The sequence below is a fragment of the Agromyces molybdatiresistens genome (genome assembly GCF_052748445.2).
The window spans coordinates 3277833-3290668 of sequence record NZ_CM188258.1; the positions used below are offsets into that span (position 1 = coordinate 3277833).

Genomic DNA, 12836 nt, shown 5'->3' on the forward strand with positions numbered 1-12836 from the left:
CGATCGACGCATGACCGGACCCGCGCGCGAGCCCATCGAACCCGAGGATCCCGACGACCGCGCCGTCCCGACCGGCGAGCCGCCGGCGCCGTGGTTCGGCGACCAGTACGACGTCGGCGGGCTCGGCATGGGCCGACTGTTCGCGTGGGCAGCGGTGCTCCTCGGCGTCGGCGCGCTCGGCATCGCGCTGTTCGCGCCGCTCGAGGGCGAGGCCCTCCGCACCGTGTGGATCGCGGGGTTCGGCGCGGCGGCGATCTGGGTCGCGGGGATGGCGCCCTCGCGGTACCGGCGGGCCGGCGTTCGCGTGACGTGGGCGGTTCCGCTCGCGATGGTGCTCGGCGGGCTCGCGATCGGCGTCGCGATCTACGCGTTCGCCGTGATCGCGGCGGCGAGTGCCGGCGTCATGCTCCCCGCCCCCGGGCACTGGCTCGCGCCGACCGGCCCGGCCGCGCCGGGAGTGCCGACCTGAGCCGCGGCATCCGCCCCGTCGCCGGGCCCGGTCAGGCGGTGGGCAGCGGCGCGTTGTAGTCGTCGATGACGTCCTGCCCACGCGTCACGACGCCGAACAGCTCCCACTGCGGCTCCCCGATCGTGCCGCCGAGGATGCAGTTGCTCGCGCCCGAGTCGACGAGGTCGGCCGGGCGGTTGCCGTCGTCGACCTCGATGTAGACGAACCACAGCCCGTCGTCGCGCATCAGCACGGTCGCGTCGGCGAACGGCGCGTACTCGAGCAGCGCGAAGTCACCCGGGTAGTACGCGTACGTCTGCGCGCGGCACAGCGCGTACGCGTCGATGGCCTCGAGCGGCCGGTCGGCGTCGGCCTCGATCGGCTCGTCCGACGCCGGCGGCATGGCGCTCTCGGTCGGCTCCGGCGCCGCTGTCGTGGCTGCGGGCTCGGACGCGGCGGGTGCCACCGGGCCGGCCGGCGCGCAACCGGCGAGCAGGCCGGCCGCCGCGAGCGCGAGGACGGTGAGGGCGACGGATGCCGCGCTTCGCGGACTCGGGTGCGTGGCCGGACGCGCGCGCGTGGCCGGATTCGGGTGCATAGCTGGAGCGTATCCGGGGCATCGACGACCCGGGACAGGGCTCGCCCTGACTCGCACCCGGTTGCCGTGCGAGACCGATGGGCGTAGACACACCCCCATGGCCGTGACCGACCGCTGGCACGAGGGCGCGCCGTACGAGCGATACATCGGCCGCTGGAGTCGGCTCGTCGCCGAACGGTTCGTCGACGGGCTCCCGCTCGAACCCGGCGCCCGCTGGGTCGATGTGGGCTGCGGCACGGGTGCCCTCACCGCTGCCGCGATCGCGCGGTGGGCTCCGGCGACGATCGTCGGCGTCGACCCGTCGGAGGGGTTCCTCGCGGTGGCGAGCGAGCGTCCCGGCGTCGCCGGCCGTGCGGGGGCCCGCTTCCTCGTGGGCGATGCGCAGCACCTCCCGTTGCCCGACGACAGCGCGGACGCCGTCGTCTCGGGGCTCGTCCTCAACTTCGTGCCCGACCCGGCAGCCGCCCTCGCGGAGGCCGTACGGGTCGCTGCTCCCGGCGCGCTCGTCGCGGCCTACGTGTGGGACTACGTCGAGGGGATGCGGCTGCTGCGGATCTTCTGGGATGCCGCCGCGTCGGTCGACGCCGACGCGGCCGCGCTCGATGAGGGGCGGCGCTTCCCGATCTGCCGACCCGAGCCGCTCGTGGAGCTCTGGTCGGGCGCGCCCGGCATGGACGCGGCATCCGTCGGCGTCGAACCCATCGACGTCGACACGGTGTTCGCCGACTTCGACGACCTGTGGTCGCCGTTCCTCGGCGGCCAGGGTCCCGCGCCGTCCTACCTGGCGTCGGTGACGGATGCCGCGCGCGGCGCGATCCGCGAGAGCATGCGTGAGGCGACGGACGCGGCGACCCGGCCCGACGGTTCCATCGCGCTCGTCGCCCGGGCGTGGGCGGTCAGCGGTCGCGTCGGCTGAGACTCGGTCGGCCCCGGTCCGATCGCCGGGCCTCAGGTCCAGAAGCCGTCGTGCACCGAGGCCGCCTCGGGCAGCTCGGTCGGGCCGACGACCGTCACCGGGCGCCCGCCGCGCGCGAACACCTCCCGGGACGGCAGGCTGAGCGTCGGCACGCCCTCCTGCTCGGCGACGATCCCGCGCAGGCCCGCCTCCGACAGCGCGAACACGACGCGAGGGATGCCGCTCCAGTAGATGGCGCCCGAGCACATCGCGCACGGCTCGGTGCTCGTGTAGAGCGTCGCGCCCGCGAGCTCGGACTCGTCGAGCACCTCGGCCGCCGCCCGCACGACGTTCGTCTCGGCGTGCCCGGTCGGATCGCGCCGCGTCACCACGGTGTTCATCCCCTCGACGCTGCGCCCGTCGGCGGTGACGACCACCGACCCGAACGGATGGTCGCCGCGCTCGCGCGCCGCCCACGCCAGATCGACGCAGCGCCGCAGCCACGCCAGGTCGCCGTCTTCGATACGGTCGAGCTCGCCCATGCGCTTCCTCCTTCGTCGACCGATGCCGCCGCCTCCCATTCTGCGCATCCGCCTGTGGATGACGGCGCTCCCCCTCGCACTCATCCCCTACCTTGGACCGCATGCCCCGAGCCCTCCCCCGTCGCCTCGCTGCGCTCGCCCTCGCCGGCGTGACGCTGGCGGGCCTCACCGCGTGCGCGACAGCCGACCCCGCGCCCGAGCCGACCCCGACGACGGATGTCGCGGAGCCGCCGCTGTTCGACAGCGACGAGGAGGCGCTGGCGGCGGCGGTCGAGGCGTATGAGGCGTACAGCGTCACCTCGACTGCGGTGGGGTATGAGGGTGGCGCCCAACCTGAGCGCCTGAGCGACCTTGTTACCCCAGACCTGTATTCGCAGGTGGAGGCTGAATTCGAAGCTCTACACGATGCTGGCCTACATATCGAGGGCGCGGCGACCGTCTCCGGCGGGGAGCTCGCACAATATTCGCCGGAGCAGAGCCCGATAGTCTCGGTCTATTTCTGCCGGGACATCTCCGCGACACGCGTCGTCGATTCCGATGGGAACGACGTGACTCCGGAAGGTCGCCAGATCGTGCAACCGATCCTCGCGCACTTCGAGGCTGGCGAACCAAGGCAACTACTCGTTAGCGAGATCGAGCGATGGTCGGACGATTCCTTCTGCTAATCACCGTGGCCGCGGTCGCGGCCGCACCTCACTCGACCGATGCAACACCGTCCGACACCGACCTCGCCGGCATAATCCTTCCGGGCTCCGGAACAGATCCAGTCGACACCGTAGAAATCATCGCTGAGCTGATTCGAGCGGGGAAGTCCACCCACGACTCCTCCGCCGACGGCCACACCCCCGACCCCAAGACGATCTCCGCCGCAGAACCCGCCCGCCCCGTCGCTCCCCCGCGCGACGTCTGCAACCCCGAGAACCCCACGGTGTGCGCATTCGAGGGCGCCGAGCCCGAGCCTGTCGCACCGGGCGAGCCGACCGTCACCCTTCGCGACATCGCGTCGTTCCGGCCGAGCGTGCCGTCAGGACAGATGCAGCCCGACGGATGGGCCGTCGTCGACCTTCCAGCGAACTTCATAGGCGCAGCATCCGTCGAGACCCGATCGGGCACGCTGCTCGGCCGGCCGGCCGAGGTGCGCTTCCACCCCGTCGCGTACCAGTGGCGGCACTCCGACGGCACCCTCGTCCACGCCGCGGACCCCGGCGCCACGTGGGAGCAGCTCGGCCTCGCCGAGTTCACCCCGACGCTGACGAGTCACACGTACGCCGCATCCGGCCGCTACACGGTCGAGCCGACCGTGGTCTACGTCGCCGAGTACCGGTTCGACGGCTCCGCCTGGCGCTGGATCGACGGGACGCTCAGCCTCCCGGCGCCGCAACTCAGCGTGCTCGTCGGCGAGTTCGACACCGTCCTCGTCACCGGCGACTGCGCCGCAGTGCCCGACGGCCCCGGCTGCTGACGCGTCAACCGACGCCGGACCGCCTTTCTGCGGGGTGCCCGACCCAGGGATCCAAGGATGCGCATCACTGACCGCGAATCAGTCCGGTGGCACGCCCTGCCAGAGGAAGCGAAACCATCGGGACGAAGAGTGAATTCAGACAGCGCTTGACCGTCGTCGCATACCGATGCCCCCACGAACGTGCACACGCAATGACGGTCATGAAGGATCACACGAAGAAGGGGCTACCAGCATTCATCTGCCCTGTCACGTGAATGTTCTCGCGGTACTCGCGAATTGGTGGGATGAGGCGCGCCGGGTGACAAACGTCAGGAATTGCCCTTCCTTCGACGAAGGTAACAATGCCGACCCCTCCATGTGATAGATAAGGGCGCGGGGGTAGGGGACGATATGGGGCAGCAAGCAGATGACCTAGGCCGCGGCTGGACTGCGCATGCGATCGACGCAGGCCCTCCGAACCTCCTGCGCCGTCGCGAACGAAGCGCAGCGAGATTCGCATGAACACAGTCATCGGCCAGCTCCGCGAGGCGACGCGCTCGGCATCGAAATGGGCGAGCCACCGACGGCGTTGGTTGCTCCCCGTCGTCGCGTGCGTGGCGGCGGTCGTCCCACTCACTACTCTGATCACGCAGACTCTCAGTTCGCAACCGCCGTCTGCCGCTCCTGCAGCGAACAACGGCCTGTTCATGTTCGCGTCCAACACTTCCGAAGGTGCGATGTTGGGCTGGGCGATTGTGGACGAGCCCATCGCGGTGAACAGCGATCGACCGATCGAGGTGCGCTTCACGGTGGCCTCCACGATCACCGCTGGAGTATCGGTGCTGATCGGTGGCGACGCCGCGCTTGCCGAACCCTCCTGCTACGGCGACGGGTGGGATCTCGCAACGCTGCCCGCTTCGAAGCTTTCCGAGGCACAGGCGAATGGTGTGCGCGACTATCTGCTCGTTGCGCCCATGACAGGTGCAGTCGAGTACCACGAAGAAAGCCGGACGGCGTCGCGCGAAGCCGTCGACAATGAGATCAGCGAGCTGAAGTTCGTCGTCGCGGTGCCGACAGTCTGGAGCGAGCCCGGACAACGCACGATACGCCTCGACGACGACGAACGCACGTACTCCTCGGTTCGGAACGCTACGCTCACCTGCGCATTCGAGCCGGCGGTGTTCTGGCAAGGTTGGGGCGACGACGAAGTGTTCACGTTCCCCGATCTGATCGTGGCGCGCGGCGTGTTCGACGGGTCCGCCGGCGAAGAGGCGTACGTGTATGCGGACCGGCGTGTGACCTTCGCCCCGGACCCCGACTTCGCGATGAACTTCTCGAGCGTCGTGCCGACCACATCGAACGCGGACGCCCTCGCATTTGCTGATCAATGGGGGGCATGGGACTACCCGACACGACGCGCCGTTGCCGTGAGCGAACTCCGCGCGGCTTTCACTTCGGCGTCGGTCGACGATTTCCGTCAAGTGCGGTTCGTGGCCATCGGATTTCTCGCGAGCATCCTGATCGCACTCATACCGGCGATCATCGACACGGTGACGTCCCGCCCGCGCATGAAGGTGAGCGCCCAAGATGATCAGTAGCAGATGGGCCATGGCCGGCTATCTGACAGCTGCCGCCATCGGAGTTGTATTCGTCTGGCTCGCGCTGGCGGAACTGTGGGGCGACAGTCAGGTTCCTCCTCGCACCTCTCTCGTCGCATTCGCCGTACACGACGAGGTCGAAGGCGCGGTGATCACCGCGCAGATCCTCGATGTCGATCCGAACGATCCATCCGCGAATCTCGGAATGTACTTCAGTTTCAGCTTCGGGACAGAGGCGCTCGCCGGGGGAACACGAACGATTGAGCCCATTCATTCCGAGCCCGAGCCGACCAATCCCCCACACGTCGAGGAGGCTTCCTCCGGCACGCCTGTCCAGTTGGCGGATCAGGTTCAGCCTCCCGATGGAGGAGCCCCTGAAGGTATCTCGATCGTCCTCGCCGGGCCTGTGGCGTCAGCCTTGGTCAGCTGCAACGATCCGAGGTTCGCCGTCGTTGAGGAAATGGCTTTCGATTCGTTGTCGAACCTCGAGAAGAAAGCCGTAGTCGAATACCTGCGCGCGAGCGATACTCGTGCAGAAATTGCGGAAGCCTCCGACTTCGTCACGGCTGATGATGTGGTTCCTGCGGACTCGGTGGCGCTGGCGTCGACCCTCGACTACACCGTGATCCAGCCGACAGAACTGTACGCCTACGACTCGACCTGGGAAGTGACAAGCGATGCTTCCGAGAATCGGCAGATCGGCGGATGGTACAACTACGTCACCTGTCAGTTCTCGTCGATTCCTTTCTGGACGGATCTGGGAACTCGCCAAGTGTTCGCCTTCCCCGCCCTGGCGGCGTCGAGCGCGTCGGCCGATGACGCGGCTTCAGTGCTCGAAAGCACGCGCCGCGCGCAGATCCTGGTCGCCCCGTATATGGATCTCGTGTACGCAGAGGGAGTCTCGACCGACACGCCGGCGGGCAACTCGCGCTTCGAATCGCGAAGGGAAAGCTGGACGACCGCCCGACCAGTCATCACGGACGACGGATTCCGGCTCTACTTCGAAGATCTCTCGGGGCTGCGGTGGAGGGAGTGGAGCTTCTTCCTGGCGGGCATCGGAGTCTCGATCATCGCGACTGTCGCCGCCCTGGCGATAGTGCGTTGGTCGACGCGCGAGGCCGCGGCTGCGCGTGACAGGAGGGCGGTAGTGCGAGAGTCCGACGTTGACGCTCATCTCGCACCCGAAGCGCGCCGCTGAAGCCGCTTCGCTTCAGCCCGCGGGGACCCGGTCCAGCGACGCGAGCACGCGCGGCACCGACCCGCCGAGGTTCCACTCCTCCGCGAGGTCCTCGAGCGTCTCGCGACGAGCGCCCGTGACGGGCGCGAGCCGTGCCCCGAGCTCCTCCGCCGACGGCAGGTCGAGGTCGCGCACCACGTTCACGACCGTCGGTGCGACGGCGAGGTAGTCGTGGGCGCCCGTCAGCTTCGCGCGCATCGACGCCGACATCGTCGCGGGCGCGGCGGCCGCGGCATCCTGATCGCCCGAGGCGACCGCGAGCATCGCATCGAGCGAGCCGAAGTCGCCGAGCAGGCCCGCGGCGGTCTTCTCGCCGACCCCGGCGACGCCCGGCAGCCCGTCGGAGGTGTCGCCGCGGAGCGTGGCGAAGTCGGCGTACTGCGACGCCTCGATGCCGTACTTGGCGACGACCCACTCGTTCGTGACGAGCTCGAGCCGGTTCATGCCGCGCGCGGTGTAGATGACGCGCACGCCGCGGTCGTCGTCGACGAGCTGGAACAGGTCGCGGTCGCCCGAGACGACGTCGACCGGCATGGTCGCGTGCGTGGCGAGGGTGCCGATGACGTCGTCGGCCTCGTGCGCCGCGACGCCGACGATCGGGATGCCGAGGAGCCCGAGCGTCTCGCGGATCATCGGGAGCTGCGCCTCGAGCGGGTCGGGCACCTCCTCGATGTCGGGCCCGGCGGGCACGACCTGCTCGACGCGGTGGGCCTTGTAGCTCGGGATGAGCTCGACGCGCCAGTGCGGGCGCCAGTCGTCGTCCCAGCATGCGACGACGTGCGTGGGCTCGAACTCGGCGACGAGGCGGGCGATCATGTCGAGGAGCCCCCGCACCGCGTTCACGGGCGTGCCGTCGGCGCGCTTCAGCGAGTCGGGCACGCCGTAGAACGCCCGGAAGTAGAGCGACGCGGTGTCGAGGAGCATCAGTCGATCGGCCATGCGCCGATCCTCCCACCACCGCCCGACGACGGCACTCCGGCCGCTCACAGCGAACCCACAGCGGGCGGGCGCATCCTGCGGAACATCCGCCGCCGCTCGGCGGTTCTTCTTCATGGATGAATATGTAACCGGCCCAGCCGGTGACACCGTCCGGGCGGCCCAGCCGGAGCCGCCGGAGAAGGAGCAACCGTGTCACACGACTATCGCAGGACTCCCGAGGCGGTCGACCGCCTCACCCCGCTGCAGCGCAAGGTCACGCAGGACGACGCGACCGAGCCGGCGTTCCGCAACGAGTACTGGAACAACCACGATCCGGGCCTCTACGTCGACGTCGTCTCCGGGCAGCCGCTCTTCGCGAGCGTGCACAAGTACGACAGCCGTTCCGGCTGGCCGAGCTTCACGCGCCCGATCGATGAGACCGCCGTCACCGAGAAGGTCGACCGCTCGTTCTTCATGAAGCGCGTCGAGGTCCGGTCCGCGGGTGCCGACAGCCACCTGGGCCACGTCTTCGACGACGGACCCGCGGATGCCGGCGGCCTCCGCTACTGCATCAACTCGGCCGCGCTGCGCTTCGTGCACCTCGACGACCTCGAGGCCGAGGGCTACGGCGAGTACCGCCACCTGTTCGCCACCACCACCACCGAGGAGACCGCATGACCACGCCAGGCGCCATCACCACCGTTCCCGGAGCCGAGACCGCGGTCCTCGCGGGCGGCTGTTTCTGGGGCATGGAGGATCTCGTCCGCAAGCTCCCGGGCGTGATCGACACGCGCGTCGGGTACAGCGGCGGCGACGTCGAGTACGCGACCTACCGCAACCACGGTTCGCACGCCGAGGCACTCGAGGTCGTCTTCGACCCCGAGAAGCTGAGCTACCGCGACCTGCTCGAGTTCTTCTTCCAGGTCCACGACCCGACGACGAAGAACCGCCAGGGCAACGACATCGGCACGAGCTACCGTTCGGCGATCTACCCGACGAGCGACGCCCAGTACGACACCGCGATCGAGACCATCGCCGACGTGGACGCCTCGGGCATCTGGCCCGGCCCGGTCGTCACCGAGGTCGCGCCCGCGGGTGCCTTCTGGGAGGCCGAGCCGGAGCACCAGGACTACCTGCAGCGCATGCCGTGGGGCTACACGTGCCACTTCGTGCGCCCGGACTGGAAGCTGCCGAAGCGCAACGCCGGGGCCGAGTCCGCCGCGAGCTGACACTCGTCGCAGCATGAACGGGCGTGTCCGTCACCCGACGGGCACGCCCTCGGCATTCCAGTCGACGCGGTATGCGTACAGGTCGTCGTTGCGATGGTCGTCCATCGCGCGGGCCAGGAAGCGGGGCAGCATGGCGTCGCGGATGGCGATGCCGACGCGCGACCGCGTGACGCGCTTGTTGCGGTCGACGGCCCGGGCGTAGCCGACGATGCGTTCCACGCGCGGACGGCGCATCCGCACGAAGGCGTCGAACGCCGTGGTGTGGTCGGGTGCATCGCGGAGTGCGCGCGCGAGCGTGATCGCATCCTCGAGGGCGAGTGACGCCCCCTGACCGGCGCTCGGACTCGTGGCGTGCACCGCGTCGCCGAGTGCGACGACGCGGTCGCGATGCCAGTGCGGCACGTTCGGGAGCGCGTGGATCGGGTACGCGCTGACCGCGCCGACCGTGTGCGCGACGAGTTCCCGGACGGGGAACGGATCATCGCGATGCAGCTCGGCGAGTCGGGCGAGCCAGGACGCGGTCGGGATCGCGCCGAGTGCGCGGCGATCCGGCTCGGGGCTCGTGAGGTTCGCGAACCAGTACCCGAGTCCGTCATCGCGCACGAGGTACCCGAAGAACGCCCGCGCGCCGAAGACCATCACCTGCGTCTCAGGAGTGGGCGCGATGCCGGGAACCCTGGCGAATCCGCCCAGGCCGACCAGACCGGTGTAGGTCGGCGCGGGCGCGCCGGGATCGATCCAGGTTCGCGTGAGCGACCCGATGCCGTCGGCGCCGATGACCACGTCTGCGCGCAGCTCGCGGGAGCCGGCGAGCGTTGCGGTCGCGGCATCGCGCGACGAGCGGATGCCGGTCACGCGAGCGTCGTACTCGATCGGCACGCCGGCCTTCGCCGCGCCGTCGCGGAGCACCGCGTGCAGGTGCGAGCGACGGACGACCACGCCGCCCCGCTCGAGGTCGCCGGCCGGACCGTTGGGGACCACCCCGAGCTCTCGCCCGCGACCGCTCAGCATGACCATGCGACCGGCGCGATGCCCTTCTGCGAGGATCGCGTCGCGGAGTCCGAGCTGGTCGAGCACGTCGAGCCCGTTCGTCGCGAGGTTGAGGAAGGCCCCCTCGTCGGCGTTCCTCGCCGGTGACGCCTCGAGGATGCGGGCCTGCCAGCCCGCGCGGGCGAGGAACATGCCGAGAGCTGGCCCGACCACGCCGCCGCCGACGATGAGCGCGGTGGGCATGGCGCTCCTCCTTCCACCCGTGAGGCGGGCGATAGACTGATACCGACAACGAGAGTCTCGATATCCGAGTCTCTCTAAGATCGAGAGAATATCGGATGCCGCGTTCACCGTCAACCCGTCGCGCCCTCCTGGCGCGCAACGCCGAGGTCATGCGCGACTTCATGGCCCATGCCGTGCTCTTCCAGGACGCGGTGGCGCGCTCCGCCGGCCTCAACGGCACCGACCTGCAGGCGGTCGGGCTCCTCCTCTCGAGCGGGCCGGCGACGCCGGGCGAGCTCGCGGCGCGCACGGGACTCACCGCAGGCGGAGCGATCACGGCCGTCGTCGACCGACTGGAGCGTGCCGGCTTCGTCTCCCGCTCGCGCGATCCGCAGGACCGTCGCCGGGTGCTCGTCACCGCCGACGCCGATGCGATCGCGGCCGCGGTCGGCCCCGCGTACGCGGGGGTGACCGAGCGATGGGGTGAGGTGCTCGACTCGCTCTCCGACGAGCAGCTCGCCTTCGCCAACGACCTGCTCGCACGGGCGGCCGACGTCAACCGCGCCGAGGTCGAGCGGATGCGCGCCCGCTAGCGTGGGGCGCATGCGGTTCTCCGAGCGGTTCCGCGCCACCCGGCGGGCGCCGATCCTGCAGGTGCTGAAGTCGGCCGTGGCGACGGTCGCCGCGTGGCTGATCGCCGGGTGGCTGATCCCCGGCCCGCTGCCGGTCTTCGCCGCGATCGCCGCACTGCTCGTGGTGCAGCCGAGCGTGAACCAGTCGCTCGGCAAGGCCATCGAGCGAAGCATCGGCGTCATCGCGGGCGTCGTGATCGCGTCGACGCTCGGGCTCGTATTCGGCCCCAACAGCTGGGTCATCCTCGCGGCGATCCTCGTGGCGCTGCTGGCCGCATGGGCCGCCCGGATGACCGCCCCGACCGCCAACCAGGTCGCGATCAGTGCGATGCTCGTGCTCGCGCTCGGCGGCACGTCGCCCGAGTACGCGCTCGATCGCGTGCTCGAGACCCTCATCGGCGCCGTCATCGGCATCGTCGTGAACGCCCTCATCGTGCCGCCGGTCCTCACCGCGCCGGCGCGGGAGCAGCTCTCGCGCCTCGGCAGCGAGCTCGCGTCATCCGTCGACCGCCTCGGGGACGCACTGCTCGCACCCCAGAGCCCGGCCGACCTGACCGAGCTCATGCTCGAGGTCCGGCTCATGCGCCCGATGCGGGATGCCGCGGGCGCGGCGATCAGCGACGCCGAGGAGTCGCTCACGCTCAACCCGCGCCGTTCGGCGCACCGCGGCGACCTGGCCGAGCAGCGCCGGCTGCTGATGCGCCTCAGCCCGATCGTCACGCAGGTCGGTGGGATGACCCGTGCCTTCGTCGATCACTACGACGACGGCCTCGCGGGCGAACCCACGGTCCGTGCGATCGCGGAGCAGCTGCATCGCGTCGCGCACGACATCCGCCTGGCGGTGCACCTCGCCGAGGTGGACCCCGAGCCCCTGACCTCGGTCATCCCGGCGCTCACGGCGCCGCTCCAGGTCGCCGCCCCGAAGTCCGAGCACTGGATCCTTCTGGGATCCCTCCTCGAGGACCTCCGCCGCATCCGAGAGGAGCTCCTCTCCGACGAGGTCGACACCGGCCCGCCCTCCTGAGGGCGCCCGAGCCCGGCTCGCGCCCGCGCGTTGCCGTCGAACGGCGCATCTGTCAAGGACTGGGGCCTCGCGGCCGCCGCGTCTACGCTCACGTGATCGAGGCGCCGCGACCGCGGCGCCGGGAGGAGCCCACGATCACCGCGACGACCGAGACCCGCACGCCGCACCGGACCCGAGACGCATTCCGTCGCACGCCCGACTGGCTTCCCGCGATGATCGCCGCAGCGGTCGCCGTGGTGATGGCGGTCGTGGTCACGCAGCCCTGGCTCTCGCCGACGGATCTCGTCCGGGACGCCCAGGTCGTCGCCGCGACGCGGGGAGACGCGAGCCCCGCCTACGGGCTCGTCTCGAATCTCGGCGTGATGGCCATGGTCCTCGCCGCCGGCGCTGCGCTCGCGGCCTCCGCGGTCGTCCGAGCTGACCACGACGGCCGTCGACTGCTCGTCTGGGCCGCGGTGCTGAGCCTCGTCGTCGCGGCGGACGACCTGTTCCTGCTCCACGAGGCGAGCGCGTTCGGCCCGATCTCGGGCATGGTGCTCGTCGCCGCGTACGGCCTCGGCTTCCTCGCGTACGTCGGCCGGTTCCACGAGCTGATCCTCGAGCGGCTCGACCCGATGCTCCTGGCCGGGATGTTCGCCGGCCTCGGCGTCTCGGCGTTCGTCGACCTGCTCGTCGACCCGCCCACCCGGGCGTCGGTCCTCGTCGAGGACGGGGCGAAGCTCCTCGGCCTCCTCGCCTGGGCCGCCTTCGTCGCCCTCGCCGCGGTCCGGCTGCTGCGAGCCGATCGCATCGATCGAGGAACCCGCTAGCGCCCCAGCACGCGTGCGGAGCGGCGCTCAGGAGAGCAGGTCGCGGATCGCCTCGCCCCATTCGAAGCCGCAGTCGCGGCAGTCGAAGATCGGCGCCTCGTCGGAGAGACCGGCGGCCGTGGCATCGGCCTCGACCTCGAGGTCGAGCGGGCCGTACACGATGACTCGCACCGCGGCGGAGCCGCAGCGCAGGCAGGGCTCGTCGAGCACGTCGGGCTCGAGCGTCGGAAGCGGCTGGTTCGTCATGGCCATC

At 70.3% G+C, this 12836-nt stretch carries 16 protein-coding genes; 11 read left to right on the forward strand and 5 right to left on the reverse strand.

The window, feature by feature from the left end:
* The first annotated feature begins 10 nt into the window (after positions 1-10).
* On the forward strand, positions 11-469 hold the full coding sequence (locus tag ACULK2_RS15115) for a hypothetical protein (RefSeq protein ID WP_445969878.1): 459 nt from the start codon (positions 11-13) through the stop codon (positions 467-469).
* 31 nt (positions 470-500) lie between these two features.
* Here ACULK2_RS15115 and ACULK2_RS15120 read toward each other — a convergent pair whose 3' ends face one another.
* On the reverse strand, positions 501-1046 hold the full coding sequence (locus tag ACULK2_RS15120) for a hypothetical protein (protein ID WP_445969879.1): 546 nt from the start codon (positions 1044-1046) through the stop codon (positions 501-503).
* 97 nt (positions 1047-1143) lie between these two features.
* Between ACULK2_RS15120 and ACULK2_RS15125 the strand changes: the two genes are divergently transcribed.
* Positions 1144-1962, forward strand: a complete 819-nt coding sequence (locus ACULK2_RS15125) for a class I SAM-dependent methyltransferase (protein ID WP_445969880.1) — start codon at positions 1144-1146, stop codon at positions 1960-1962.
* Positions 1963-1994: 32 nt separating this feature from the next.
* Here ACULK2_RS15125 and ACULK2_RS15130 read toward each other — a convergent pair whose 3' ends face one another.
* Positions 1995-2483 carry a nucleoside deaminase gene (locus ACULK2_RS15130; protein WP_445969881.1) on the reverse strand — a complete coding sequence of 163 codons (489 nt, stop codon included), beginning with the start codon at positions 2481-2483 and terminating at the stop codon, positions 1995-1997.
* 101 nt (positions 2484-2584) lie between these two features.
* Between ACULK2_RS15130 and ACULK2_RS15135 the strand changes: the two genes are divergently transcribed.
* The 4 genes from ACULK2_RS15135 (at position 2585) to ACULK2_RS15150 (ending at position 6720) form a co-directional block, all read left to right on the forward strand.
* On the forward strand, positions 2585-3148 hold the full coding sequence (locus tag ACULK2_RS15135) for a hypothetical protein (RefSeq protein ID WP_445969882.1): 564 nt from the start codon (positions 2585-2587) through the stop codon (positions 3146-3148).
* A 5-nt stretch (positions 3149-3153) separates the two neighbouring features.
* On the forward strand, positions 3154-3945 hold the full coding sequence (locus ACULK2_RS15140; protein WP_445969883.1) for a hypothetical protein: 792 nt from the start codon (positions 3154-3156) through the stop codon (positions 3943-3945).
* A 497-nt stretch (positions 3946-4442) separates the two neighbouring features.
* Positions 4443-5522 (forward strand): hypothetical protein, encoded by a 1080-nt coding sequence (locus tag ACULK2_RS15145; RefSeq protein WP_445969884.1) that lies wholly within the window; start codon positions 4443-4445, stop codon positions 5520-5522.
* Positions 5523-5532: 10 nt separating this feature from the next.
* The gene (locus tag ACULK2_RS15150; RefSeq protein WP_445969885.1) at positions 5533-6720 is read left to right on the forward strand and encodes a hypothetical protein; all 1188 of its coding nucleotides are present in this window, start codon (positions 5533-5535) and stop codon (positions 6718-6720) included.
* Between the two features lie 12 nt (positions 6721-6732).
* On the opposite strand, the gene ACULK2_RS15155 is transcribed toward ACULK2_RS15150, so the two are convergent.
* Positions 6733-7698 (reverse strand): 5'-3' exonuclease, encoded by a 966-nt coding sequence (locus ACULK2_RS15155; protein ID WP_445969886.1) that lies wholly within the window; start codon positions 7696-7698, stop codon positions 6733-6735.
* Positions 7699-7887: 189 nt separating this feature from the next.
* Here ACULK2_RS15155 and msrB point away from each other — a divergent pair, with 189 nt between their 5' ends.
* Positions 7888-8355 (forward strand): peptide-methionine (R)-S-oxide reductase MsrB, encoded by a 468-nt coding sequence (msrB, locus tag ACULK2_RS15160; RefSeq protein WP_445969887.1) that lies wholly within the window; start codon positions 7888-7890, stop codon positions 8353-8355.
* Complete coding sequence (msrA, locus tag ACULK2_RS15165; protein ID WP_445969888.1) at positions 8352-8906, forward strand: peptide-methionine (S)-S-oxide reductase MsrA; 555 nt, start codon at positions 8352-8354, stop codon at positions 8904-8906. The genes msrB and msrA overlap by 4 nt, the downstream gene beginning before the upstream one ends.
* A gap of 30 nt (positions 8907-8936) precedes the next feature.
* On the opposite strand, the gene ACULK2_RS15170 is transcribed toward msrA, so the two are convergent.
* Positions 8937-10139 (reverse strand): FAD-dependent oxidoreductase, encoded by a 1203-nt coding sequence (locus ACULK2_RS15170; RefSeq protein ID WP_445969889.1) that lies wholly within the window; start codon positions 10137-10139, stop codon positions 8937-8939.
* Between the two features lie 95 nt (positions 10140-10234).
* Here ACULK2_RS15170 and ACULK2_RS15175 point away from each other — a divergent pair, with 95 nt between their 5' ends.
* The 3 genes from ACULK2_RS15175 to ACULK2_RS15185 all read left to right on the forward strand — a co-directional run bounded on the left by ACULK2_RS15175 (position 10235) and on the right by ACULK2_RS15185 (position 12583).
* On the forward strand, positions 10235-10711 hold the full coding sequence (locus ACULK2_RS15175) for a MarR family winged helix-turn-helix transcriptional regulator (protein WP_445969890.1): 477 nt from the start codon (positions 10235-10237) through the stop codon (positions 10709-10711).
* A gap of 10 nt (positions 10712-10721) precedes the next feature.
* Positions 10722-11774, forward strand: coding sequence for an FUSC family protein (locus ACULK2_RS15180; protein WP_445969891.1), 1053 nt, complete (start codon positions 10722-10724; stop codon positions 11772-11774).
* A gap of 92 nt (positions 11775-11866) precedes the next feature.
* Positions 11867-12583 carry a DUF8692 domain-containing protein gene (locus tag ACULK2_RS15185; protein WP_445969892.1) on the forward strand — a complete coding sequence of 239 codons (717 nt, stop codon included), beginning with the start codon at positions 11867-11869 and terminating at the stop codon, positions 12581-12583.
* A gap of 27 nt (positions 12584-12610) precedes the next feature.
* Here the strand turns inward: ACULK2_RS15185 and ACULK2_RS15190 are convergent, their stop codons facing one another.
* Positions 12611-12829, reverse strand: coding sequence for a hypothetical protein (locus tag ACULK2_RS15190; RefSeq protein ID WP_445969893.1), 219 nt, complete (start codon positions 12827-12829; stop codon positions 12611-12613).
* Between the last annotated feature and the right edge of the window lie 7 nt (positions 12830-12836).

Excerpts from the sequence above, each read along its gene's own strand:
- ACULK2_RS15115 (WP_445969878.1), top strand. The coding sequence starts at position 11 with ATGACCGGACCCGCGCGCGAGCCCATCGAACCCGAGGATCCCGACGAC.
- ACULK2_RS15120 (WP_445969879.1), bottom strand. The coding sequence starts at position 1,046 with ATGCACCCGAATCCGGCCACGCGCGCGCGTCCGGCCACGCACCCGAGT.
- ACULK2_RS15125 (WP_445969880.1), top strand. The coding sequence starts at position 1,144 with ATGGCCGTGACCGACCGCTGGCACGAGGGCGCGCCGTACGAGCGATAC.
- ACULK2_RS15130 (WP_445969881.1), bottom strand. The coding sequence starts at position 2,483 with ATGGGCGAGCTCGACCGTATCGAAGACGGCGACCTGGCGTGGCTGCGG.
- ACULK2_RS15135 (WP_445969882.1), top strand. The coding sequence starts at position 2,585 with ATGCCCCGAGCCCTCCCCCGTCGCCTCGCTGCGCTCGCCCTCGCCGGC.
- ACULK2_RS15145 (WP_445969884.1), top strand. The coding sequence starts at position 4,443 with ATGAACACAGTCATCGGCCAGCTCCGCGAGGCGACGCGCTCGGCATCG.
- ACULK2_RS15150 (WP_445969885.1), top strand. The coding sequence starts at position 5,533 with ATGGCCGGCTATCTGACAGCTGCCGCCATCGGAGTTGTATTCGTCTGG.
- ACULK2_RS15155 (WP_445969886.1), bottom strand. The coding sequence starts at position 7,698 with ATGGCCGATCGACTGATGCTCCTCGACACCGCGTCGCTCTACTTCCGG.
- msrA (WP_445969888.1), top strand. The coding sequence starts at position 8,352 with ATGACCACGCCAGGCGCCATCACCACCGTTCCCGGAGCCGAGACCGCG.
- ACULK2_RS15170 (WP_445969889.1), bottom strand. The coding sequence starts at position 10,139 with ATGCCCACCGCGCTCATCGTCGGCGGCGGCGTGGTCGGGCCAGCTCTC.
- ACULK2_RS15175 (WP_445969890.1), top strand. The coding sequence starts at position 10,235 with ATGCCGCGTTCACCGTCAACCCGTCGCGCCCTCCTGGCGCGCAACGCC.
- ACULK2_RS15180 (WP_445969891.1), top strand. The coding sequence starts at position 10,722 with ATGCGGTTCTCCGAGCGGTTCCGCGCCACCCGGCGGGCGCCGATCCTG.
- ACULK2_RS15190 (WP_445969893.1), bottom strand. The coding sequence starts at position 12,829 with ATGACGAACCAGCCGCTTCCGACGCTCGAGCCCGACGTGCTCGACGAG.